This window comes from Streptomyces sp. MI02-7b (assembly GCF_033793585.1).
Taxonomy (GTDB): domain Bacteria; phylum Actinomycetota; class Actinomycetes; order Streptomycetales; family Streptomycetaceae; genus Actinacidiphila.
In genome coordinates this window covers 12,274-32,503 of record NZ_JARAWX010000044.1, presented here as the reverse complement: position 1 = coordinate 32,503, position 20,230 = coordinate 12,274, and the positions used below count along the sequence as shown (strand labels likewise).

The following is a 20,230-nucleotide window of genomic DNA, read 5'->3' as shown; positions in this document are numbered from 1 at the left end:
GCCCGGCGGCGCCGTCCCTCGTCCTTTCCCGGACGTCCGGGTCAGCGCAGCCCGAGGACGATCGCGTCCGTCGCCGAACGCCACACCTCGCGCGCCTCGGCGAAGCCCGCCTCGCGCAGCGCCGCGACGTGCCAGGAGGGCGGCAGCTCGTCGCCGTCCGCGTGGGAGCCGTAGATCGCGTAGCGCTCCTCGGTGGGGCCGGCGAGCAGCGGGTCGGCCTTGGCGGTGGCCCACCACTGCTCCCAGTCCAGAGCGCCCTCGGTCCTCTCGCGGTCGCGGCGGGCGTGGTCGAGGGCGCGGACGGCGGCGTTGATCCGCGGGGTGGAGGCGTCGGGCATGTGGTCGGCGTTCATCAGCACGCCGCCCTCGCGCAGCAGCCCGGCGAGGGTGCCGTACAGGGCGCGCAGCGGCTCCGGCTTGAGCCAGTGCAGGGCGGTGGCGGTGAGGACGGCGTCGTATCGGCCGTGCGGCAGCCGGGCCGGCCATTGCGGGTCGCGCAGGTCCGCGGTGACGAACTCGACGCGCTGTTCGCCGGCGAAGTGGCCGCGGGCGATGGTGAGCAGCGCCGGGTCGAGGTCGACACCGGTGGACGTCGCCCCGGGGAAGCGGCGCAGCAGGCGGTCGGAGATACTGCCGGTGCCGCACGCGAGGTCCAGCACCCGGGGCTCCGGGCCGGCCAGGGCCCCGACCATGTCGAGCATGACCCGGAAACGCTCCTCGCGGTCCGGGAGGTACCACTCCTGCTGCCGGTCCCAGCTGTCCTGCCAGGCCTGCCAGTCAGCCGGCGCGGTGGTTTCGGACATACGGATCCCCTCCAGATGTAATACCCTGACAGCCAGATCAGCCATTACCGACCTTAGAGCGCGGGCGTAAGGACTACAAGTGGAACTGGCCCATTACTCAGATCTCGCCTCGCGCCTGGTGAACAGCGAGGAACCCGAGCGCGGCATCGACACCCTGACGTCGGTGGACGCCGTGAGGACCCTGTTCGGCCCGTCCAGCCTGGCGGCGGCCCGGGTCACGGAGGCCGATGTGCAGCGGCTGCGCGGCGTGCGCACCCGGCTGCGGGGGGTCTTCGAAGCCGCCTCCGAGGGCGACGAGGTGCGGGCCGTGGACCTGCTCAACTCACTGCTGCTGGAGTTCCCGGTCAGCCCGCAGATCTCCGGGCACGAGCACCTGGACGAGAGCGGCCGGCCCGACTGGCACATGCACCTGGCCGAGCACGCGGCCACCGCGACCGCCTCCTACGCCGCGACCGCCTGCATGGGCCTGGCGTTCCAGCTCACCGACCTGGGGGTGGACCGGCTCGGCATCTGCCAGGCCGCCTCCTGCCGCAACGCCTACATCGACACCTCGACCAACCACTCGCGCCGCTACTGCTCCGACCGCTGCGCCACCCGGGCCAACGTCGCGGCCTACCGCGCCCGCAAGCGTCTGGAGAACGACCGGTCCGCCCTCAGCGGCCGCACCGACGACGCCACCCAGCCCGCCACACCGGCCACCGAGCGCTGAACCTCGATCGGCGGCCGGAACCGGCCGAGCCCCCGGGCGAGCACCAGCTCGTCCGGGACGGTGCCGAACTCCCGGCTGTCGTTCTCCACGAAGGTGTTGTCGCCCAGCACCCACCAGCCGCCTTCGCGCCGCTCCACGGCGCGTTTGACGATGAGCAGGTCCTGCTGCAGCGGATGGCGCAGCACCACGACTTCGCCCTCGCGGACCTCGTCGGCGCCCGCGACGTGGCGCACGAGCAACCAGTCGCCGTGGACCAGTGTCGGCGCCATCGACGGACCTGTGACCTCGACCAGCTGGAACGGCACTCTCCTCCTCTGCCCAGCCCCCGGCTCCCGCATGCTCCGCCTCCTCGTCCCGTCCTCCACCAGCCCAGGGTGTCACCAGACTTTTGTCCTAAGCACCAAGGGGCCCCGAGAAAACCACCCGGACAGGGAGTAATCTCGCTCGTGGAAAGACGATCACGAGGAAGGACAGTCATGCTCGCTCGCCTGTTCGCGCCCAAGGTGAAGGTCAGCGCCCACTGCGACCTGCCCTGCGGCGTTTACGACCCGGCCCAGGCCCGCATCGAGGCGCAGTCCGTCAAGGCGGTCCAGGAGAAGTACCAGGCCAACGAGGACCCGCACTTCCGCGCGCGCGCCATCGTCATCAAGGAGCAGCGTGCGGAGCTCGTCAAGCACCACCTCTCGGTGCTGTGGAGCGACTACTTCAAGGCCCCGCACTTCGAGAAGTACCCCCAGCTGCACCAGCTCTTCAACGACGCGCTGAAGGCCGGCAGCGCCGCCAAGGCGTCGACCGACCCGGCGACGGGCCAGAAGCTGCTGGACCTGATCGACCAGATCGACGCCATCTTCCAGGAGACGAAGAAGGCCTGACCTGGCAACGGCAGGTGCGCGCCCGGCCGCTTCGGCGGCCGGGCGCTCGGCGTTCCCGGCACCACACGCCGTCAGGCGCGGGCTCCCCGGGGCGGGTTCACCCGCGGTCGCGGACGCCCGGCGGCGGCACCGGGGAAGGGGTGCCGCGCACTCGGCGCAGGAATGCCAGCTCGTCCAGGACGCACAGGACGGTCATGGGCAGCAGCGGCTCGGGGGCCGGCGGCCGGCGGCGCGCCCCGGCGAGACGTCGGACCAGGCGGGTGGCGCGCGGCAGGACGCCGCGGCCCGGCCGGAACGGGCGCGAACCCCGCCGCCCACGGAGGACCGCCCGCATCTAGGACGCCGCCGGTCTGGAACGCAGCCAGCAGATCACGGCGTTGACCGTCGGAAAGTCCAGTTCGGCGATGCGGGCGACGGCCCAGGCGTCGTCGCCGCGCATGCGGACCCCGGCGGCGTCCAGCGCGCAGTGCAGCATGACCTGGTGGGCCTGGGTGGCGGGCAGGGTCTGCCCCGGCCGGATGTGCTGCCGCAGCGACGAGGAGATCGGCAGCGGCGGCGTCGGTCGCTCCACGGTCATGCGCGGATCCCCTCGAAGTAGTCGGACAGGGCGCCGGTGAGTTCCGGCCTGCTGTGCCATTCCCGGTGGCCGACGAGTTCGTTGTAGACCCGGGACCAGAAGGCCGCGACCACCGCGTGGTCGGCGCGGTCGGCCACCAGACCGGTGGGCGGGGCCAGTCCGCCCGCGTGCGCCCGGTCGGTGAAGACGAGCGTGACGAGGGGGGCACGCTCGCTCTCCTGACCCGCGTCCGCGGGTGGCGCGTCGCGCAGGACGGCCCTGCTCAGAGCGTCCGCGGCGACCCCGGCGGCGGGTGCCGGCCCCGTGCTCCAGCCCATCAGCCGGCGGCTGTGGGCCTCCAGGACGACCACGCACAGCACGTCGCCCTGCCGGGTCGGCAGCGAGACGGCGTCGGTCACCCACAGCCGTCCGGGAACGCCGGACCTGCCCTGCAGACCGGCCCGGCGCATGAGCAGTTCCACCGTGCCGTGGCTGACCGAGACCCCGTGCCGCAGCAACAGTTCCTCGTGGACACGGCGGTACCCGAAGGTGCCGCGGGAGGCGGTGTGGATCGAGGTGATGAGGTCGGTGAGCCATGCGTGGCGCAGGGAGCGGGCCGAGGGAGTGCGGTTGCGCCAGGTGAAGTAGCCCGACTCGGAGGTGCCGAGCACGCGGGTGGCGGTGCGGACCGGCAGCCCCTCCCCCGCCATCATGTGCACGGCCTCGAAACGCCTTTTGGGGACACCACATCGCGCAGCAGTTCCGTCGCGCGCCGGTGCACGGCCAGTTCGGTCTCCAGCTCGCTGATGCGCCTGCGCGCCGCGCTGAGCTCGGCGCCGGTCGTCGGCTGCCGGCGCTTCCTGCCCAGGTGCGGCAGGTGGGTGCGCCGCCACTGGTAGACCGTCTGGTCGCTGAGGTCGAGTACGTCGGCGACCTTCCGCACGGGCTCACCGGCGGTCAGCAGATCGAGGGCCTTGCGGCGCAGCTCGGGCGGGTAACGGCGACTGGGCACTTCTTTTCCTCCGGGGGGAGCCGGTTCGGGGTGTGCCCCGGACCGGGGCCCGCCCTGGGGGTAAGGGGGTGTGTGCGGGCGGGCCCCGGTCCGGGAGTCGGGAGTTCGGGAGTTCGGGAAACGTTTCAGCTGACGTGGCGGCGCATGCTGACGGTGGGCTGGAAGTCGCTCAGCGGGCTGACGCCGCGTCCGGCCGGCACGGCGTCCGCCGCGCGTCCGAGGATCGCCCTCACCTCCGCGGCCAGGGCGTCGGCCCGGCGTTCCACCACGTCGGCGGAGTCGTCGCAGCGCTCCAGCGCGGCCAGCCGGCGGCGCACGTCGGCGAGCCGGGCGCGGTCGGCCCGGCCCAGTACGAGCGGGCGCGGGGTCGCGACGATGAACTGGTAGGCGCCGGCGAAGGTCTGGCAGCCGGCGCAGTGCTCGTTGACGGCGCGGCTGATGTTCGTGGCGGTGATCCGCCGGATGTCCACCCCGGACGTGGTGACGATCTGGAAGGACAGGGCGACCGACCGGCACGGACGGTCGAGCGAGCAGCCGACGGAGGCGGCGACCGCCCGGTTGTGCGCGGCGGCGGCGACCAGGGGACCGTACTCGTGGAGGGAGAACGAGTCGTCGTACTGGACCCGGTGGGCGCGGTTGGCCAGCGTGTGGGCCTCGTCCACGGCGGCGGCGACATCGCGGGGGACGGCCGACCGCGGTGCCACGATCGCGCCGGCCGGGGCCGCGGTGGCGAGGGCGGCCAGTCCTGCGGTGGCCAGCATGACCGGCCCGACGGCCTTGCGGCCGAACGTGCCGGTGCGGGGCTTTCGGTGCGTCACGTGCTTCTCCTGTACGGGTGTGCGGAAGGGGAGGGTGCGACAGGTGGCTGGAACCGGCCGCGCGTCACGAGGGGAAGGGCGCGGGGCTGCTGAACGTGAACGGCGGGGTGGACGGCGGCACCGACGGCGTCTGCGACTCCGAGGGCGAGGCGCTGGGCGAGCCCTCGGACGGACTGGGCCCGGCCGTGGCGGAGGTCCAGCTGCCGCTGGGGGTCGGGCCGCTGCGGGTGGGCCGCGGCGTGGCGGAGGTCCTGACGGCCGAGGGGGAGGCGCTGGGCGTCGGCGGAGCGGAGGAGGAGGCGCTCGGCGACGGTGACGCGGACGGCTCGGCCGTCAGGGGCACGGTGCTCGCCGCCGGGGGCGGCGAGGGCGGGGTCGTGCTGGGCAGCGGCGAGGGGGCGACCGTGCGCAGCGGCCGGATCTCCGGCACCCCGGGCTGCAGGATCGGCGCGATCGGCGGCTGCGGCGGCAGCGGCTTGGGGGTCACACCGCCCAGCCACGCGCCGCACAGCGCGGCGCCTCCCGCCAGGACGGCCCCGGCCAGGGCCAGCCGCAGCCGCAGGTTGCCCTCGGTGGCGCGGACCACGGCGCGGACCAGCCGCCCGCCCAGGCGGACCGACAGATAGGCCGCGCCGGCCAGCGGGCAGATCAGCATGAGGCTGCCGAGGATGCCGACCAGGCCCGCGGCGATCTCGCCGTCGGCGAAGGCGAACCAGGTGCCGGCCAGTTGCTCGGCCAGCGACCGCAGGCTGGTGGCCAGCAGGCGCGGCAGGTTCCACAGCACGTAGCCGAGTTCGGCCAGCAGCAGCGGCACCATGGTGACGACCCACGCGGTGACGATGACCCGGGCGGAGCGCTTGAGGTCGGCGACGTCCGGGTGCACCGGGCGGCCCGGCCGCATGCTGAGCAGGATGGGCTTGATCTTGCCGAAGAGGTCGGGGACCCCGGCCAGGTCGCCGAGGATGTAGTAGCCGTCGAGCCGCACGGCCGGCATCAACTGCTCGACGATCTCGAAGTGCGCGAGGTAGATCGCGCCGAGGAAGAAGGAGTGCCCGGTGGCGAAGTACCCGCCGGCCAGGGCGAGTATGAAGACGACGTTGAAGTAGACGCCGCCCAGGTCGGTGCGCATGCGCCCGGCCCGGCCGATCCGGTAGACGTCGGTGACGTCGGTGTACATGGACGGCCAGATCAGGAAGAGCCCGCAGCCGATGGCACCGGGCCGTGCTCCGCTGTAGCGGCACGCCGAGGCGTGCCCGAACTCGTGGAAGACCAGGGAGGCCACCGTCAGCGCGAACACCACCAGCATCAGCACCGGCTGTTCCAGCACTTCGAGCACCGGTGTCATCGCACCGTGCACCAGGAACAGCCAGAGCTCCATGACCGCCGCCGCGCCGAGCACCAGCGCGACCACCGGTGGCCGGTGCAGCCAGGCCAGGGCGCTCGCGATCCGGGCGACCTGGCGCTCGCGCAGGACCACCCGGTGGCCCTTGAGGACCAGCAGCAGGTCTGCGGTCGGGCCGCTGACCTTGTCGTCCTCCTGGTCGAACGGCACGGTGACACCGAGCGGCTGGAGCTTGTGCTCGATCAGGTAGTGGATGTTGTCCGCGCTGACCTCGCGGCCGAACCGCCCGCTCACCCGGTGCGAGACGGCCTCGGTGTCCCGGCGGCCGTCGATGGCGCCGGCGACCAGGTAGAGCAGCCTGCTCAGCTGCACGACCTGCCCGTCTCCCCGGCGGACCAGGTAGCGGGGCTCGGTGAAGCCCGATCCCTGGTACTCGCCCAGGAGTTGGAGTCCCGCGCCGAGGCGCGGAACCGGAAAGCCGGTGTCGTACGCGGGGACGCTCTGCTCCGCCTCGTACACCGCCGTTCCCGTGGGGCCGGGACTGCCCGCCCTGTGACTGTGGGGCACCGTCTGCTCTTCCTCCCGAGGCGGACCGCACCGCGCCGGGCGCGGTCCGCACGGATCCGGGGTGTCGTTACTGGCGGATGCTGATCGCCTGGGTGGCCTCGGACTGGGCGACCGCGAACGGCGAGTCGACGTTCACGGCGAGCGAGTCGTTGTGGGCCTCGACGTGCGCCACGTGCTTGGTCACGTGCGTGGTCTTGACGAAGCTGAACTTCAGCTTGCCCAGGGCCTCCCGGCCGGGCAGCAGCTCCGCGGACTCGGCGTCGAGCTGGTCGTTGTTCATGAACGGGTACCTCTCTCGGATGATGTGGAGCCGGCGGCCGCGGACTACTGGCAGATGCTGATGGCCTGGGTGGCCTGCGACTGCGCGACGGCGTACGGGGAGTCGACGTTGACGCCGAGCGACTGGTTGTGGGCGTCGACGTGCGCGACGTGCTTGGTCACGTGCGTCGTCTTGACGAAGCTGAACTTGAGCTTGCCCAGGGCCTCGCGGCCGGGCAGCAGCTCCGCGGACTCGGTGTCCAGCTCTCGCATGTCGAGCATGGGGGTTCCTTCGGACGAGGGGTGCGGGCAGGGAGCGGATCCCAGAATCCGTCCATCCACACCGGACGAACTGTCTGACGGCGTTGGACAGTAGCCGCGCACCCCACCCCCGGCAAGCGTCGCCACCGGTTCCGACGGTGCGTCAACTGCGCTTCCTGACACGGGAAACAACTGGTGGGAGGCCCCTGCATGGCCGGCCGGCCGCACACCCCCGGCCACGCCGTTATCACCCGAACGGGTCAATCCGCCCGCTTCCCGAACTGAGGAAGTGCGCACGGAAGCGGCGAAGTCCGGCGAAACGGTGGCTATCCTCTCGATCTCCGAGGCGCACGAGCCGACCGAGCCTCCGGTGAGAGGGGTGCACGTGCTTTTCGTTCAAGGGGCGTCCGCGACCGCAGTCGTCCGCCACCGGACGGGAGAGTCCGTCGTCCTGCTTTCCGGCGAACTCCCCGCCGTGCTGACCCCGTCGAGTCTGAACGAACTGCTGAATCTGGCGGCGGCCGTTCTGGGCCCGGAGGAGATGGCGCTGTTCCGCAGCTGCCTGACCGCGCTGCGCTGCGGGGAGAAACTGCAGGAACGTCGCATCGAGGTCAGCGGCGCGGTCCTCACCGTCCACAGCAGCTGAAATACATCACGAGGAATTTGGCAGACGGAATTTCCGGGGCATTTACAAAAACACCCCGGACGACCGACATGCCGAATACCGGTCACCCTGGAGTGTGTTTCCCGGGACCGTTCCCGGAAAGCCCTTCCAGCAGCCGACGGCAAAGCTCACAGGCGGTTTTCCCGCTCGTCAACGCCCCCCTCGCAGGGTCGTCCGATCGGCCTCCAGGACATCCGTCGCCGAATGAATTCCGTGCGGTCGCCGAGTAACGTCTGGCGGGCCATCCGGCAATTCATCCACTGTGAGGAGAAAACCGATGAGAAAACTCGCTCGGGCCGCTGCGACGACCGCTCTGGCAGCCGTCGCGGTGATCGTGCCGCTCACCGGCACGGCCCAGGCCGCGCCCTCGCACGCCGTGACCGGCGGCTGGGACGAGGGCGGCTACGGCCGGGGCGGCTTCGACCGGGGCCACCACGGAGGCCGGTGCGGGGAGCACCGGGGCGGTGTCCGACTGTGGACCTACTACCGCTGGAGCAACCACTGGGGTCACGGCCGGGGCTGGGACGACCGCGGGGGTGATCGGTTCGGCTTCGGACGCGATCGCTTCGAGTTCGGACGCGACGGGAGGGACTGCGGCTGCAGCTACGCGTTCCGTGGCGGGCGCTTCTGATCCCGCCGGCTCATGAGGCGGGCCCCCGGGGGGCGCATTCCCCCGGGGGCCCGCCCCTGTCCGCCATGATGCGGGATCAGCTGCTGTAGACGGTGAGGACCGCGCCGCTGACCTCGATGCGACGTTCCTGCAGTTTCTCCCCGCAGCGCAGCGCGGTCAGGCAGCTGCGGAACAGCGCCATCTCCTCCGGGCCCAGAACGGCCGCCGCCAGATTCAGCAGTTCGTTCAGACTCGACGGGGTCAGCACGGCGGGGAGTTCGCCGGAAAGCAGGACGACGGACTCTCCCGTCCGGTGGCGGACGACTGCGGTCGCGGACGCCCCTTGAACGAAAAGCACGTGCACCCCTCTCACCGGAGGCTCCGGGGGTCCACCACTCGTCCCGGGACTGGAGAGAATATCCCCGCTCCCCCCGCCCTTTGTCCCTTCTTGGGTTACTTCACCACCACACACCACGGCAGAACCGGCATGGGCATGCCGCTCCGGAGGGGATGCCCCGGTCAGCGGCCCCCGGCAATGGCCAAATCAGCACCCTGCTGCATCAGACCGTCCGGGCCATCGGCAGTACCTGTCCGTCCACCAACCGCGTCCCCATCTTCCCGCTCCCGCAGCGGCTGTGACGGGACGTCAGCCCGAGGACTCCGGGGCGGCCTCAGGGCCGGCACCGGGCGCGGGTCGGGACTCCGGCCCGGGCGCGCTGCGCAGCAGGGACTCCACGAGAGCGGCGACGTGCCGGCGATCGGCCTCGGACAGCCGCTGGACACTGGCGATCAGGGTGGCGACCTCGGGGTCGGGGGCGGCGCCGCCCTCACCGCCGGCCGCCGCGCCGTCCGCGAAGTAGAGGTGGATCCCGCAGGCCTCGGCGGCGGCTCTGCGCACGGCGTCCAGCGGGAGTTCCAGGCCCCGGGCCAGTCCGTCCAAGGTGGACTGCTGGGGCATCCTGGTGACCCGCGCGCTGGTGGCCAGGTGGTGCACGGTCGACCGCGGCACACCTCCCCGGCGTGCCACCTCGCCGTACGACCAGCCCCGCTGCTCCAGCCGGCGCCTGATCAGTTCCTGCAGTGCGTTCACCACGGGATGGATTCTTCCTGCTAGCACGTCGGTTGACCCGTCCGAGTGAGATCGAGTCTATATCCGCCACCGCGGTTCGCCCCGGCTGCGGCCGCCCTCACCTGCACCTTCACCCTTCCATGCGGCGCCGTCCGGACCCAAATGCCGCGAAATGCTTGCCGCACGACGTTCCAGCCACTAGCGTCCAACGTGACCAGACGGGCCGTCCAATACTTCTGGACAGCGCAGCGCGGACCACCGTCCGCCCCGTCCGTCCGGGCCGGCCCTCCTTCCGACGGCGGTCCGTGTCCCGGAATCCTGACAGTGATTCCACGCGCCCCGGGGCGATTCTCCGCAGCATCACGAAAACTGCACTCCGGCCGCGTCGTCCGCACCTTCAACGCTCCCGCGATGCGGCACGTCACGCCCGGCACCCGCCGCATCCGGACGGAATCTAGAGGTGATCAACCCCAGCGAAACCCAGATGCCCAAAACTGGCCGCTTTTGCTCCATCCGATCAAGTGATTCAACGTCATGGGCATTGCTCACAGCACATGCCGACAGCAGACTTTCGGTGTTTTGCCGACACCTCGCGCCGGTCCCTCGCGCTCACGCTGATCACTTGCGGCAGATCCGGGAGAGGTATGTGCGACGAATTCTGCGGGCCCGCCCTCGCGGCCTGGCTCGCCCAGGGAACCGGTGGGACGGCGTGCCGGCTGCGCGCGTGGGAGCGCGCCAGGAACCGGGTGCTGCTGCTGCCCGCCGGCGTGCGCTGGGACGCGGTGCGCGTCCCCGAGCGACCCGGCCACGAGATCCACGCCCGGCTGCAGGACAGCGCGGCGCCCCTGGGGCCGGTCATGTGGGACCGCCGCTGCGGCTTCCTCTACTTCCTTGTGCCGCCCCACGGCGAGGACGTATGGGCCCCGTTGGGGCTGCGCCGTCTCACCCGCGGGTCGTGGCTGGCCGCACGGGACCCCCGCCGGGCCGCCCCGCACCCGGCGGTGTGGCTCTACCCCAGGGACGGCGTCCGCCTGACCTGCCCGGCGTTCCTCCTCATCGCCTGCATGGAGGTGCTCGCCGCGGACACCGGCGCCCGGCGGCGGCTGCCGGTGCCCCTCCGCTGACCGCCGCGGTCAGCTCCTGACGGCCCGCAGCGTACGCACGATGCGCCGCACGGCCGGGTGGCGGCGCAGCGCCTCGGCGCGGACCGGCGCCCCGCCCGGGAGCCGCAGGCTGGTCAGCCGGCGGCGCTTGAAGTACCGCGCGGGGCCCGCCTGATGGCCGGTGAGCCAGGCCTCCGCGTCCGGGCGGAGTGCCGGATGGGCCCGCGCCTGCATGCAGTAGCCGACGGCTCGGATCAGCGGCGCGAGTCGTTCGGCGACCAACTCGCCGGTGAGCGCGGGAGGCTTGCCCACCACCTCCGTGTCGCGTTCCAGATCGGGCAGCGCGGCGTCGATCAGTGTGAGCGGCACGCGGTTGCTGTTCTCGTACGGGGTGATCCGTTCCAGCAGCAGTTCGGTGCCGACCCGGGCGACCGGGATGCCGTAGAAGGACGCGGCGGTGACCAGCGCCGTCGAGAAGCAGCCCACGACGAGCTCGGGGCGGTCCCGTTCGAAGAGGGTCTCGGCGAGCACCGGTGAGCCGAGGACGGTGAGTTCCGCCCCGAGCTCCGCGGCCGCCCGCTCCAGGGAGCGCGACTGGTGCACGGGGGCACTGGGGTGCGGTTTGAAGAGCACCGAGGTGTGGCCCGCGGCCACCGCACCGCGCAGTATGCGCGCGTGCAGCTCGTCCTCCTCCCCTTCGGAGATGAGGTCGAGCGCCGACAGGTACTGGCCGAGGAGCACCGCGGTGTAGCGGCCGGGCGCGGGCGGCGCGCCGGCGCCGATGCCGGAGAGCGTGCGCAGGAAGGTCTCGACGGGGATCGGCACCGCCTCGACGTCGTACTCGGAGAGCAGCAGGGGGCGCAGTCCCGGGAGCAGGTCGAGGTGGAGCAGGCGCGCCACGCGGCAGGCGATGCCGCCGGGCAGTCGGTCACGGGTGGGGCCGTAGCTCATCAGGCCGTCGGCGTACACGTGGATCGTGCTCTCGGCGAAGATCTCGGCCGCCGCGCGGGAGGGGTTGGCCTGCAGCGACTCGCAGGCGATCTCGACGGGGCCGTCCCCGAGGTCCCAGGCCAGGCGCAGCGCCCTTTCCCACACGGTGAGGTCCTGCTCGCGGGGGGACCAGCCGACCGGGTGGTGCGGGGCGATGGTCTCGTTCCAGGAGTGCACCGCGTCGAACTCCGGGCGCAGCTCCTCGAAACCGGCCATCCGGTCCAGGGGCGTGGTCAGTTCGGGGATGGCCGAGGTGTTGCTCACCACGAGGAGGCGGCGGTGCCCCTCGCGCGGGCCGAACAGCCCCGCCCGGACGGCCGCCGTGACGGTCGCCGCCGCGTACTGGGTCGCCGCGAAGAAGATCTGGATCATCTAGGACAATTCCTTCATGCCGGGCGCACGCCCGCCGCGCACCCGGCGCGGCGTCTGGTCCGGGCGCAGCCGCTTCCTGCTCAGCATCACGGCCCGGCTCCCCCCGGACCAAGCCGGGCTGCCGGATATCACCGGACCGGGTGACCCCTGTACGGACGGCTTACGCGCACGTCACCCGTTTGCCCGCCCTCGTGGTCCTGGCCCGCTCCGCCGCCGGGGAGCACGGCCGGCGGGTACCGCCGGGTAGCGCCGGGTGCCGCTTGGAAAAAATCCTCGGCCGACGTGTCGATCCGTGTGCCGCCCGTTCGACGCGTATGCAGAAGCGGGGCCGCGGCCCCGCCGGAACAGCACGAGAACGACCGACACCGAGGAGTACGGCAATGCGTTTCATGTCCCTGATCCTGATCAACGAGGACAAGGTCCCGGCGGGCGGCCCGAGCGAGCGGCTGATGGAGGACATGGGCAAGCTCATCGAGGAGATGTCCGCGGCCGGCGTGCTGCTGGACACCGCCGGGCTGCGCCCGCCGGCCGAGGGCTTCCGGATGCACTGGGACCACGGCGAGCTCACCGTGACCGACGGGCCCTTCGCCGAGTCGAAGGAGTTCATCGGCGGCTATGCGATCGTCCAGGCGAAGTCGAAGGAGGAGGCGCTGGAGTGGACCAAGCGGTTCCTCCAGGTGCACGGCGACGAATGGGAGCTCACCTGCGAGGTTCGCCAGATGGAGGAGGCCCCGGAGCTCGCTTGAGGGCGGGGGCGCGCCGCTCCGCCGAACGGGTTGCGGCTGCCCGGGGCGGCTGCTCTGATGGGTGGCTGTGACCGGTACGGCTTCTGGCTCAGATGACGCCCGCCGAGCGATCGACGCGGTGTGGCGGATCGAGTCGGCCCGGGTGATCGCCGCTGTCGCGCGCATCGTGCGCGACATCGGCGTCGCCGAGGAGCTGGCCCAGGACGCCCTGGTGGCCGCCTTGGAGCAGTGGCCGCGGGACGGCGTCCCGGCCAACCCCGGCGCCTGGCTGACGGCCGCGGCCAAGCGCCGCGCGATCGACCTCGTCCGCCGCAAGGAGGTCTTCGCGCGCAAGCTGGAGGAGCTGGGGCACGCCCTGGAGGCGCGCCCGCCGGAGTCCGAGGCCGGCTTCGCGGCGGCCGAGGCGGCGGCGGACGACGACATCGAGGACGACCTGCTCCGGCTGGTCTTCACCGCCTGCCACCCGGTGGTGTCCACCGAGGCACGGGTGGCGCTCACCCTGCGGCTGCTGGGCGGGCTGACGACCGCCGAGATCGCGCGGGCCTTCCTGGTGCCCGAGGCGACCGTCGCACAGCGCATCGTGCGGGCGAAGCGGAACCTGGCGAAGGCGGAGGTGCCCTTCGAGCAGCCGCAGGGACCGGAGCGGGTCGAGCGGCTGTCCTCGGTGCTGGAGGTCATCTACCTAGTCTTCAACGAGGGGTACTCGGCGACCGCCGGGGACGACTGGATGCGCCCGGCGCTGTGCGAGGACGCGTTGCGCCTGGGAAGGCTGCTGGCGGGCCTGATGCCCAAGGAGCCCGAGGTTCACGGGCTGGTCGCGCTGATGGAGATCCAGGCCTCCCGCGCCGCCGCCAGGACGGGCCCGGACGGCGAGCCGGTGCTGCTGGTCGACCAGGACCGGCGGCGCTGGGACCGGCTGCTGATCCGCCGCGGTTTCGCCGCCCTGGCCCGCTCCGACGCGGCCGGCGGCCCGCCCGGGCCGTACGCGCTGCAGGCGGCCATCGCCGCATGCCACGCCCGGGCGGCACGCGCGCAGGACACCGACTGGCGGCGTATCGCGGACCTGTACGGGGTCCTGGCGGCACGTGCACCGTCCCCGGTGGTGGAGCTGAACCGGGCGGTCGCGGTCACCATGGCGTACGGCCCGCAGGAAGGGCTGGCGGTCGTCGACCGGCTCACGGAGGAGCCCGCGCTGCGCGCGTACCACCTGCTGCCGAGCGTGCGGGGCGACCTGCTGGAGCGCCTGGGCCGGCACGACGAGGCGCGCGCGGAGTTCCTGCGTGCCGCGGAGCTCACGCGCAACGAACGGGAGCGCGCGCTGCTGCTGGGACGTGCCTCGTCGGCGGCTCAGCCCCGTGACGGGGAGTCCGGCGGCCGGACCTGAAAGCCGCCACGGCGCGGGGCGCGGAGCGCGTGCAGCATGATCGCCATCAGCAGCGGGCACATCAGGGCGACGGCGAGGATGAACACCGCGGCGAAGGGCACGCCCGTACTCAGGGCGACCACCACGGCGACGGCGGCGAGGACGGCGGCCGGCGCCCAGTGGCGTCCGGTCCGCGGCAGTCCCGTCGTCCCCGGCATCCGTGGCGTCTGCTGCGTCTCCGGCGTTCCGGGCGTTCGCATCGCGGCCTCCCGCGTCAGCTCGCCGATGGCGTCCTTCCATCGTACGCGGGAGGCGGCCTCCCGCCCCCGGTGGCGGCCCTCGGGATGCGGGACGCGGGCGCGTCAACTCCCCCCTGACCGAGGGCGATTGAGAGGCGGGTGCCGCCGGGCGGCCGGACGGCGCGTGGCATCATCCTGCGGGGTACGCCCCGCGGCACGGCGGAACCGGGCCGGTGCGGGGGACGTCTCCACGCCCAGCATCCCCGACACCCGAGAGGGGCCCGGCATGACCGGCACGGCGAGCCGCTACCTCTATCTGACCCGCCACGCGGAGGCGCTGCCCGACGAGAGCGGCCTGACGGAGAACGGCTTCCGGCAGGCGGAACTCCTCGGCGCGCGCCTCAAGGGAACGCCGATCGCCGCCGTCCACCACGGCCCGCTCCCCCGGGCCGCGCAGACCGCCGCGCTCATCGGCGAGCGGCTGGGCGCCGCGGTGCCCGTGGAGGCGAACGAGCTGGCCGGCGACTACCCGCCCTATTTCCCGCAGGAATCCGAGCTGCCCCCCGACAGCGCGTACTACCTCTCCCGGTTCCTGGACCGCTTCGGCCCGGAGGACCGCGCGTGGGGACCGCAGCTGGCGCGGGAGGCACTGGCCCGGTTCACCGGGCCGCCCGCCGCGGGCAAGGCCACGCACGAGCTCGTGGTCACCCACAACTTCCTCATCGGCCGGCTGGTCTCGGCGGCACTCGACGCGCCGCCGTGGCGCTGGCTCGGCCTCAACCACGCCAACGCCGCCCTCACCGTCATCCGCTACACGCCGGGACGTCCGCATTCCGTCGTGCTCTACAACGACATGCGCCACCTTCCCGAGGAACTGCGCTGGACGGGTTTCCCCGCCGAGCTGCACTTCTGAGGCCGTCCGCGCGCGCCCCGCGGTGCCGGGGGGCGCGCCGACGGCCCCTCCGGCTCTGGCAGCGCCCCACCCTCAGTGCTAGAAATGCGACATGGTCGACTTTTTCGGCCGATTCGGGGCGTACCGGTGCGGTCACTGAGCGAGAAGAGTCCCCGTAGCGTCGCCGGGCAGGTGTTCATCCTGCAGGTGGCGGTGGTCGTGCTGCTCGTGGTCTGCGGAATGTTCGCGCTGGTGCTGCAGTCGCGGCACGACAGCGAGCGCGAGGCCGTCAACCGCTCCGTCGCGGCCGCGCGCGTCTTCGCGCGTTCCCCGGGGCTGCCGGAGGCGCTGAAGGGCCCCGACCCCTCCAAGGTGCTGCAGCCGGTCACCGAGCTGGCCCGCAAGGAGGCGGGGGTCGACTTCATCGTCGTCATGGACACCCACGGCATCCGCTACACGCACCCCATACCGGCGAGGATCGGCCAGCGGTTCGTCGGCACCATCGAGCCGTCGCTGCACGGCCGGATCCACACCGAGAGCGTCCACGGCCCGCTCGGCCACGAGGTGCAGGCCGTCGTGCCGGTCCACGACCCCGTCGACGACCCGCACGGAAGGATCGTCGGCCTGGTGTCGGCCGGCATGAAGGTCACGAACGTGACCGTCGTGGTCAACCGGCAACTGCCGATCATCCTCGGCGCGGGCGCCGCCGCGCTCGCCCTGGCCATGGCCGGGACGGCGCTCATCTCCAAACGGCTGCGACGGCAGACCCACCGCCTGGACCCCGTCGAGATGAGCCGCATGTACGAGCACCACGACACGGTGCTGCACTCCGTCCGGGAGGGCGTGCTCATCGTCGCCGGCAACGGCCGGCTGCTGCTCGTCAACGACGAGGCCGAACGCCTGCTCGACCTGCCGGCCGACGCCGAGGGGCGGTACGTCACCGAGCTGGCGGACCTCGAGCCCGCCATGGTCGAGCTGCTGACCTCCGGTCGCGAGGCGACCGACGAGTTCCTCCCGGCCGGCGACCGCCTGCTGGCCGTGAACCAGCGGCGCACCAACGCCACCGGCGACCTGACGGGCTCGGTGGTGACCCTGCGCGACTCCACCGAGCTCCAGGCCCTCGCCGGCCGCGCCGAGGTCGCCCGCGAACGCCTCAAACTGCTCTACGACGCGGGCCTGGCCATCGGCACCACCCTCGACGTGGTCCGGACCGCCGAGGAGCTGGCCGAGGTCGCGGTCCCGCGCTTCGCCGACTACGTGACCGTCGACCTGGCCGACCCCGTCCTGCATGGCGAGGAGCCCACCGGCGGGAAGGCGGTCGACATGCGGCGCACCGCCGTCTGCGGCATCCACGGCGACGCCCCGCTGTACCCGCTGGGCAAGCTGATCGACTTCCTGCCCTCCACCCCCCAGGCGCGCGGCTTCGGGACCGGACGCTCGGAGCTGGTGACCGACCTCGGCAACGACCCCGGCTGGCTCGCCCAGGACCCCGAGCGGACGCGCGACGTCGTCCGCTACGGCATCCACTCCCTCGTCGCGACCCCGCTCAAGGCCCGCGGCGTCGTCCTGGGGGTGGTCAACTTCTGGCGCTCGGAGAAACCGGAACCCTTCGACGAGGAGGACCTCTCGCTCGCCGAGGAGCTGGTCGCCCGCGCCGCCATCAACATCGACAACGCCCGCCGCTACACCCGTGAGCACGCTCTGGCCGTCACCCTGCAGCGCAGCCTGCTGCCGCGCGCCCTGCCGGAACAGAGCGCCCTGGACGTCGCCCACCGCTATCTGCCGGCGCAGTCTGGCGTGAGCGGCGACTGGTTCGACGTGATCCCGCTGCCGGGCAACCGGGTGGCGCTCGTCGTCGGCGACGTCGTCGGCCACGGACTGCACGCCGCCGCCACCATGGGCCGGCTGCGCACCGCGGTGCACAACTTCTCCACCCTCGACCTGCCGCCGGACGAACTGCTGTGCCACCTGGACGACCTCGTCGGCCGCATCGACCAGGACGAGTCGGACACCGAGGTCGGCGCCGGGGTCATGGGGGCCACCTGCCTGTACGCGATCTACGACCCGGTCACCGGGCGCTGCACCATGGCCCGGGCCGGGCACCACCCGCCCGCCCTGGTGCGGCCCGACGGCAGCGTGGAGTTCCCCGACCTTCCTGCGGGCCCGCCGCTGGGGCTGGGCGGCATGCCGTTCAGGACCGCGGAGCTGGAGCTCGCCGAGGGCACCCAGCTCGTGCTGTACACCGACGGCCTCATCGAGGACCGCACGCGCGACCTGGACGTGGGCATGGAGATGCTGCGCGCGGCGCTGGCGGCCCGGCCGAAGCGGCCACCGGAGGAGAGCTGCCAGGCCGTGCTCGACGCGCTGCTGCCCGGCCGGCCCAAGGACGACGTGGCCCTGCTGATCGCCCGGACCCGCCGGACCCCCGCGGATCACGTCAGTGAATGGGACGTGCCGATCGACCCCGCGGCCGTCGCGGGCGTGCGGGCGGCGGTGACCGGGCGACTGGAGGAGTGGGGCCTTTTCGAGCTGAGTTTCGGCGCGGAGCTGATCGTCAGCGAACTGCTTACCAACGCCATCCGCTACGGCTCCCCGCCGATCTCCGTGCGGCTGCTCCGCGACCGGGCCCTGACCTGCGAGGTCTCCGACGGCAGCAGCACCTCGCCACACCTGCGCTACGCGGCCACGACCGACGAGGGCGGCCGCGGCCTGTTCCTCGTGGCCCAGATCGCCGAGCGCTGGGGCACTCGCTACACCCCCGGCGGCAAGGTCCTGTGGGCCGAGCAGCCGCTGCCGGCGTGGGACGCCGGGGAGGCCGCCGTGGGGCTGCCGGACGCCCTCGACGCGGCGGCCCCCTGACAGCCCCCGCCCGGGTCCCGCGCGCCCCTCGGGTGCCGCGACAATGAAGCGGTGATCGCGGATGTCCGGCTGCCCTCCCCCCTCGTCGAGCTGACCGGCGACGAGCGGCTGACGGGGCGCGGCCTGCGCATGCTGGTCAAGCGGGACGACCTGATCCACCCCGAGGTGCCCGGCAACAAGTGGCGCAAGCTCCACCTCAACCTGCGCGCCGCGGCCGGCGCGGGACACCGGGTGCTGCTGACGTTCGGCGGCGCCTACTCCAACCACCTGCGCGCGACCGCCGCGGCGGGCCGCCTGCTGGGACTGGCGACCGTCGGCGTGGTGCGCGGCGACGAGCTCGCCGGGCGCCCGCTGAACCCCTCGCTCGCCCGTGCCGCCGCCGACGGGATGCGCCTGCACTTCCTGGACCGCGCGACCTACCGCCGCAAGGACGAGCCCGAGGTCCTCGCGGCACTGCTGGAGCGGTTCGGCCCCGCCTATGTGGTCCCCGAGGGCGGCAGCAACGCCCTGGCCGCACAAGGGTGCGTGGCACTCGGCGAGGAACTGCGCGGCGCGGCGGACGTGGTCGGGGTCGCCTGCGGCACGGGCGGCACCCTGGCGGGGCTCGCGGCGGGGCTGGGCCCCGGGCAGCGGGCGATCGGCTTCCCCGTCCTCAAGGGGGGCGGATTCCTGCGGGAGGACATAGCCCGCCTCCAGGAGGCGGCCTTCGGCGGGCCGCGCGGCGACTGGCACCTGGAGGAGCGGTTCCACCACGGCGGCTACGCGCGCCGCACCCCCGCCCTCGACGCCTTCGCGGAGGACTTCGGCGCGCGCCACGGCTTCGTGCCCGACCCCGTGTACGTCGCCAAGATGCTGCACGGGCTGTTCACGCTGGCCGGCGAGGGCGCCTTCACCGAGGGGACGGTCGTCGCGGCCGTCGTGACGGGCCGGCCGAGCGGTTAGCCTTGGCCGCATGATCCGATCCGCGGCGCCCGAAGACATCCCGGAGATCCACGCGATGATCCGCGAACTCGCGGAGTACGAGCGGGAGCCGGACAGCGCGCGGGCGACCCCGGCGCAGCTCCACGAGGCGCTCTTCGGACCCGGGGCGGCGGTCTTCGCGTTCATCGCCGAGGACGACGACACCGGCGCCGTGGTGGGCTTCGCCGTGTGGTTCCTGAACTTCTCCACCTGGACCGGCACCCACGGCGTGTACCTTGAGGACTTGTTCGTACGCCCCTCCGCACGCGGGGGCGGCCACGGCAAGGCACTCCTCGCCGAACTGGCCGCCGTCTGCGTCGAGCGGGGCTACGAGCGCTTCGAGTGGTCCGTACTGGACTGGAACGAGCCGTCCATCGCGTTCTACCGTGCGATGGGCGCCCGTCCGCAGGACGGATGGACGGTGCAGCGGCTGACCGGCGAACCGCTGCGCACCCTCGCGGAGCAGGCACGTGTCAACAAAGCGACTTCTCTTTCGAATTGAGACCCCTCGCCCCCTACCCACGGTGCGTGCGCATGCGCCTACTATGGGTGACAGTCATGGGGTGCCGGGCCGGGGCTCATTCATGGCGGCGGCCGTGCTCCGTCCGGGCGACACCGGGGCACGGATCGCGATAGCGTCGCTGGCGAACCGAACCAGATCAGTGCAGTGCCGATGAGGGCAGTGCGAGTGCCACCTTGGAGGTGAGGGTGTCCGAGATCGCAGGCGAGCCCGGGTCGAAGGACTTCGTCGAGGTCCGGCTGCCCGCGGCGGGGGCCTATCTTTCGGTGCTGCGTACGGCGACCGCCGGTCTCGCGGCCCGCTTGGACTTCACCCTCGACGAGATCGAAGACCTGCGCATCGCCGTTGACGAGGCGTGCGCGATCCTGCTCCAGCAGGCCGTCCCGGGGTCCGTGCTGAGCTGCGTCTTCCGCCTGGTCGGGGACGCACTGTGGGTGACCGTGTCGGCTCCCACGACCGACGGCCGCGCCCCGGAGCGCGACACCTTCGCCTGGACGGTGCTCTCCGCCCTGGCGGGCGAGGTGGACTCCAGCGTGGCCGAGGACAAGACCGTGAGCATCGCCCTGCACAAGAAGCGCGGTGCCGGACCGGGACAGCTGTAACGGGGGAATCGCCGTGAACGATCTGGAAGGCAGTACGCCCGGG

At 72.6% G+C, this 20,230-nt stretch carries 25 protein-coding genes; 12 read left to right on the top strand and 13 right to left on the bottom strand.

Going from position 1 to position 20,230, the window contains the following annotated elements; genetic code table 11:
* Positions 1-41: 41 nt before the first annotated feature.
* Entirely contained in the window at positions 42-803 is a 762-nt protein-coding gene (locus PV364_RS39235; RefSeq protein ID WP_319665726.1) for a class I SAM-dependent methyltransferase, read from the bottom strand.
* A 79-nt stretch (positions 804-882) separates the two neighbouring features.
* Here PV364_RS39235 and PV364_RS39230 point away from each other — a divergent pair, with 79 nt between their 5' ends.
* Positions 883-1,512 carry a CGNR zinc finger domain-containing protein gene (locus PV364_RS39230; RefSeq protein ID WP_319665725.1) on the top strand — a complete coding sequence of 210 codons (630 nt, stop codon included), beginning with the start codon at positions 883-885 and terminating at the stop codon, positions 1,510-1,512.
* On the opposite strand, the gene sodX is transcribed toward PV364_RS39230, so the two are convergent.
* Positions 1,416-1,850, bottom strand: a complete 435-nt coding sequence (sodX, locus tag PV364_RS39225; protein WP_319665724.1) for a nickel-type superoxide dismutase maturation protease — start codon at positions 1,848-1,850, stop codon at positions 1,416-1,418. The two genes, PV364_RS39230 and sodX, sit on opposite strands and share 97 nt — an antisense overlap.
* Before the next feature lie 138 nt (positions 1,851-1,988).
* Here sodX and sodN point away from each other — a divergent pair, with 138 nt between their 5' ends.
* Complete coding sequence (gene sodN / locus PV364_RS39220; RefSeq protein ID WP_018563636.1) at positions 1,989-2,384, top strand: superoxide dismutase, Ni; 396 nt, start codon at positions 1,989-1,991, stop codon at positions 2,382-2,384.
* Between the two features lie 334 nt (positions 2,385-2,718).
* On the opposite strand, the gene PV364_RS39215 is transcribed toward sodN, so the two are convergent.
* The 7 genes from PV364_RS39215 to PV364_RS39185 all read right to left on the bottom strand — a co-directional run bounded on the left by PV364_RS39215 (position 2,719) and on the right by PV364_RS39185 (position 7,219).
* Positions 2,719-2,961, bottom strand: coding sequence for a hypothetical protein (locus PV364_RS39215; RefSeq protein ID WP_319665723.1), 243 nt, complete (start codon positions 2,959-2,961; stop codon positions 2,719-2,721).
* Complete coding sequence (locus PV364_RS39210) at positions 2,958-3,653, bottom strand: IS3 family transposase (RefSeq protein WP_319665740.1); 696 nt, start codon at positions 3,651-3,653, stop codon at positions 2,958-2,960. Before PV364_RS39210 ends, PV364_RS39215 begins: the two co-directional genes overlap by 4 nt.
* Complete coding sequence (locus tag PV364_RS39205; RefSeq protein WP_319665722.1) at positions 3,650-3,952, bottom strand: transposase; 303 nt, start codon at positions 3,950-3,952, stop codon at positions 3,650-3,652. Before PV364_RS39205 ends, PV364_RS39210 begins: the two co-directional genes overlap by 4 nt.
* 125 nt (positions 3,953-4,077) lie before the next feature.
* Entirely contained in the window at positions 4,078-4,770 is a 693-nt protein-coding gene (locus PV364_RS39200; RefSeq protein WP_319665721.1) for a hypothetical protein, read from the bottom strand.
* A 64-nt stretch (positions 4,771-4,834) separates the two neighbouring features.
* Positions 4,835-6,679 (bottom strand): hypothetical protein, encoded by a 1,845-nt coding sequence (locus PV364_RS39195; RefSeq protein ID WP_319665720.1) that lies wholly within the window; start codon positions 6,677-6,679, stop codon positions 4,835-4,837.
* Positions 6,680-6,746: 67 nt separating this feature from the next.
* Entirely contained in the window at positions 6,747-6,959 is a 213-nt protein-coding gene (locus tag PV364_RS39190; RefSeq protein WP_319665719.1) for a hypothetical protein, read from the bottom strand.
* Positions 6,960-7,003: 44 nt separating this feature from the next.
* Positions 7,004-7,219, bottom strand: coding sequence for a hypothetical protein (locus PV364_RS39185; protein ID WP_319665718.1), 216 nt, complete (start codon positions 7,217-7,219; stop codon positions 7,004-7,006).
* A 268-nt stretch (positions 7,220-7,487) separates the two neighbouring features.
* Here PV364_RS39185 and PV364_RS39180 point away from each other — a divergent pair, with 268 nt between their 5' ends.
* Both PV364_RS39180 and PV364_RS39175 read left to right on the top strand, forming a co-directional pair.
* Positions 7,488-7,844 (top strand): hypothetical protein, encoded by a 357-nt coding sequence (locus PV364_RS39180; protein WP_319665717.1) that lies wholly within the window; start codon positions 7,488-7,490, stop codon positions 7,842-7,844.
* 295 nt (positions 7,845-8,139) lie between these two features.
* Complete coding sequence (locus tag PV364_RS39175) at positions 8,140-8,493, top strand: hypothetical protein (RefSeq protein ID WP_319665716.1); 354 nt, start codon at positions 8,140-8,142, stop codon at positions 8,491-8,493.
* 76 nt (positions 8,494-8,569) lie between these two features.
* On the opposite strand, the gene PV364_RS39170 is transcribed toward PV364_RS39175, so the two are convergent.
* Positions 8,570-8,830, bottom strand: a complete 261-nt coding sequence (locus PV364_RS39170) for a hypothetical protein (protein WP_319665715.1) — start codon at positions 8,828-8,830, stop codon at positions 8,570-8,572.
* Positions 8,831-9,118: 288 nt separating this feature from the next.
* Complete coding sequence (locus tag PV364_RS39165) at positions 9,119-9,565, bottom strand: helix-turn-helix transcriptional regulator (protein ID WP_319665714.1); 447 nt, start codon at positions 9,563-9,565, stop codon at positions 9,119-9,121.
* Positions 9,566-10,185: 620 nt separating this feature from the next.
* Here PV364_RS39165 and PV364_RS39160 point away from each other — a divergent pair.
* Positions 10,186-10,665: a hypothetical protein gene (locus tag PV364_RS39160; RefSeq protein ID WP_319665713.1), complete on the top strand. Its 480-nt coding sequence runs from the start codon at positions 10,186-10,188 to the stop codon at positions 10,663-10,665.
* Between the two features lie 9 nt (positions 10,666-10,674).
* Here PV364_RS39160 and PV364_RS39155 read toward each other — a convergent pair whose 3' ends face one another.
* A complete protein-coding gene (locus PV364_RS39155) occupies positions 10,675-12,006 on the bottom strand; it encodes a polysialyltransferase family glycosyltransferase (protein ID WP_319665712.1) in 1,332 nt (443 codons plus the stop codon).
* Positions 12,007-12,386: 380 nt separating this feature from the next.
* On the opposite strand from PV364_RS39155, the gene PV364_RS39150 reads away from it, so the two are divergent.
* Both PV364_RS39150 and PV364_RS39145 read left to right on the top strand, forming a co-directional pair.
* Complete coding sequence (locus tag PV364_RS39150; RefSeq protein ID WP_319665711.1) at positions 12,387-12,752, top strand: YciI family protein; 366 nt, start codon at positions 12,387-12,389, stop codon at positions 12,750-12,752.
* Between the two features lie 61 nt (positions 12,753-12,813).
* Positions 12,814-14,136, top strand: a complete 1,323-nt coding sequence (locus PV364_RS39145; protein WP_319665710.1) for an RNA polymerase sigma factor — start codon at positions 12,814-12,816, stop codon at positions 14,134-14,136.
* On the opposite strand, the gene PV364_RS39140 is transcribed toward PV364_RS39145, so the two are convergent.
* Positions 14,100-14,375: a hypothetical protein gene (locus PV364_RS39140; protein WP_319665709.1), complete on the bottom strand. Its 276-nt coding sequence runs from the start codon at positions 14,373-14,375 to the stop codon at positions 14,100-14,102. The genes PV364_RS39145 and PV364_RS39140 overlap by 37 nt on opposite strands.
* A gap of 265 nt (positions 14,376-14,640) precedes the next feature.
* Between PV364_RS39140 and PV364_RS39135 the strand changes: the two genes are divergently transcribed.
* The 5 genes from PV364_RS39135 (at position 14,641) to PV364_RS39115 (ending at position 20,187) form a co-directional block, all read left to right on the top strand.
* Positions 14,641-15,267, top strand: a complete 627-nt coding sequence (locus PV364_RS39135; protein ID WP_319665708.1) for a histidine phosphatase family protein — start codon at positions 14,641-14,643, stop codon at positions 15,265-15,267.
* Positions 15,268-15,351: 84 nt separating this feature from the next.
* Positions 15,352-18,105: a SpoIIE family protein phosphatase gene (locus PV364_RS39130; protein WP_319665707.1), complete on the top strand. Its 2,754-nt coding sequence runs from the start codon at positions 15,352-15,354 to the stop codon at positions 18,103-18,105.
* A gap of 51 nt (positions 18,106-18,156) precedes the next feature.
* On the top strand, positions 18,157-19,047 hold the full coding sequence (locus tag PV364_RS39125; protein ID WP_319665706.1) for a 1-aminocyclopropane-1-carboxylate deaminase/D-cysteine desulfhydrase: 891 nt from the start codon (positions 18,157-18,159) through the stop codon (positions 19,045-19,047).
* 10 nt (positions 19,048-19,057) lie between these two features.
* Positions 19,058-19,567 (top strand): GNAT family N-acetyltransferase, encoded by a 510-nt coding sequence (locus PV364_RS39120; RefSeq protein WP_319665705.1) that lies wholly within the window; start codon positions 19,058-19,060, stop codon positions 19,565-19,567.
* A 206-nt stretch (positions 19,568-19,773) separates the two neighbouring features.
* The gene (locus PV364_RS39115) at positions 19,774-20,187 is read left to right on the top strand and encodes an anti-sigma regulatory factor (protein ID WP_319665704.1); all 414 of its coding nucleotides are present in this window, start codon (positions 19,774-19,776) and stop codon (positions 20,185-20,187) included.
* Positions 20,188-20,230 lie beyond the last annotated feature (43 nt).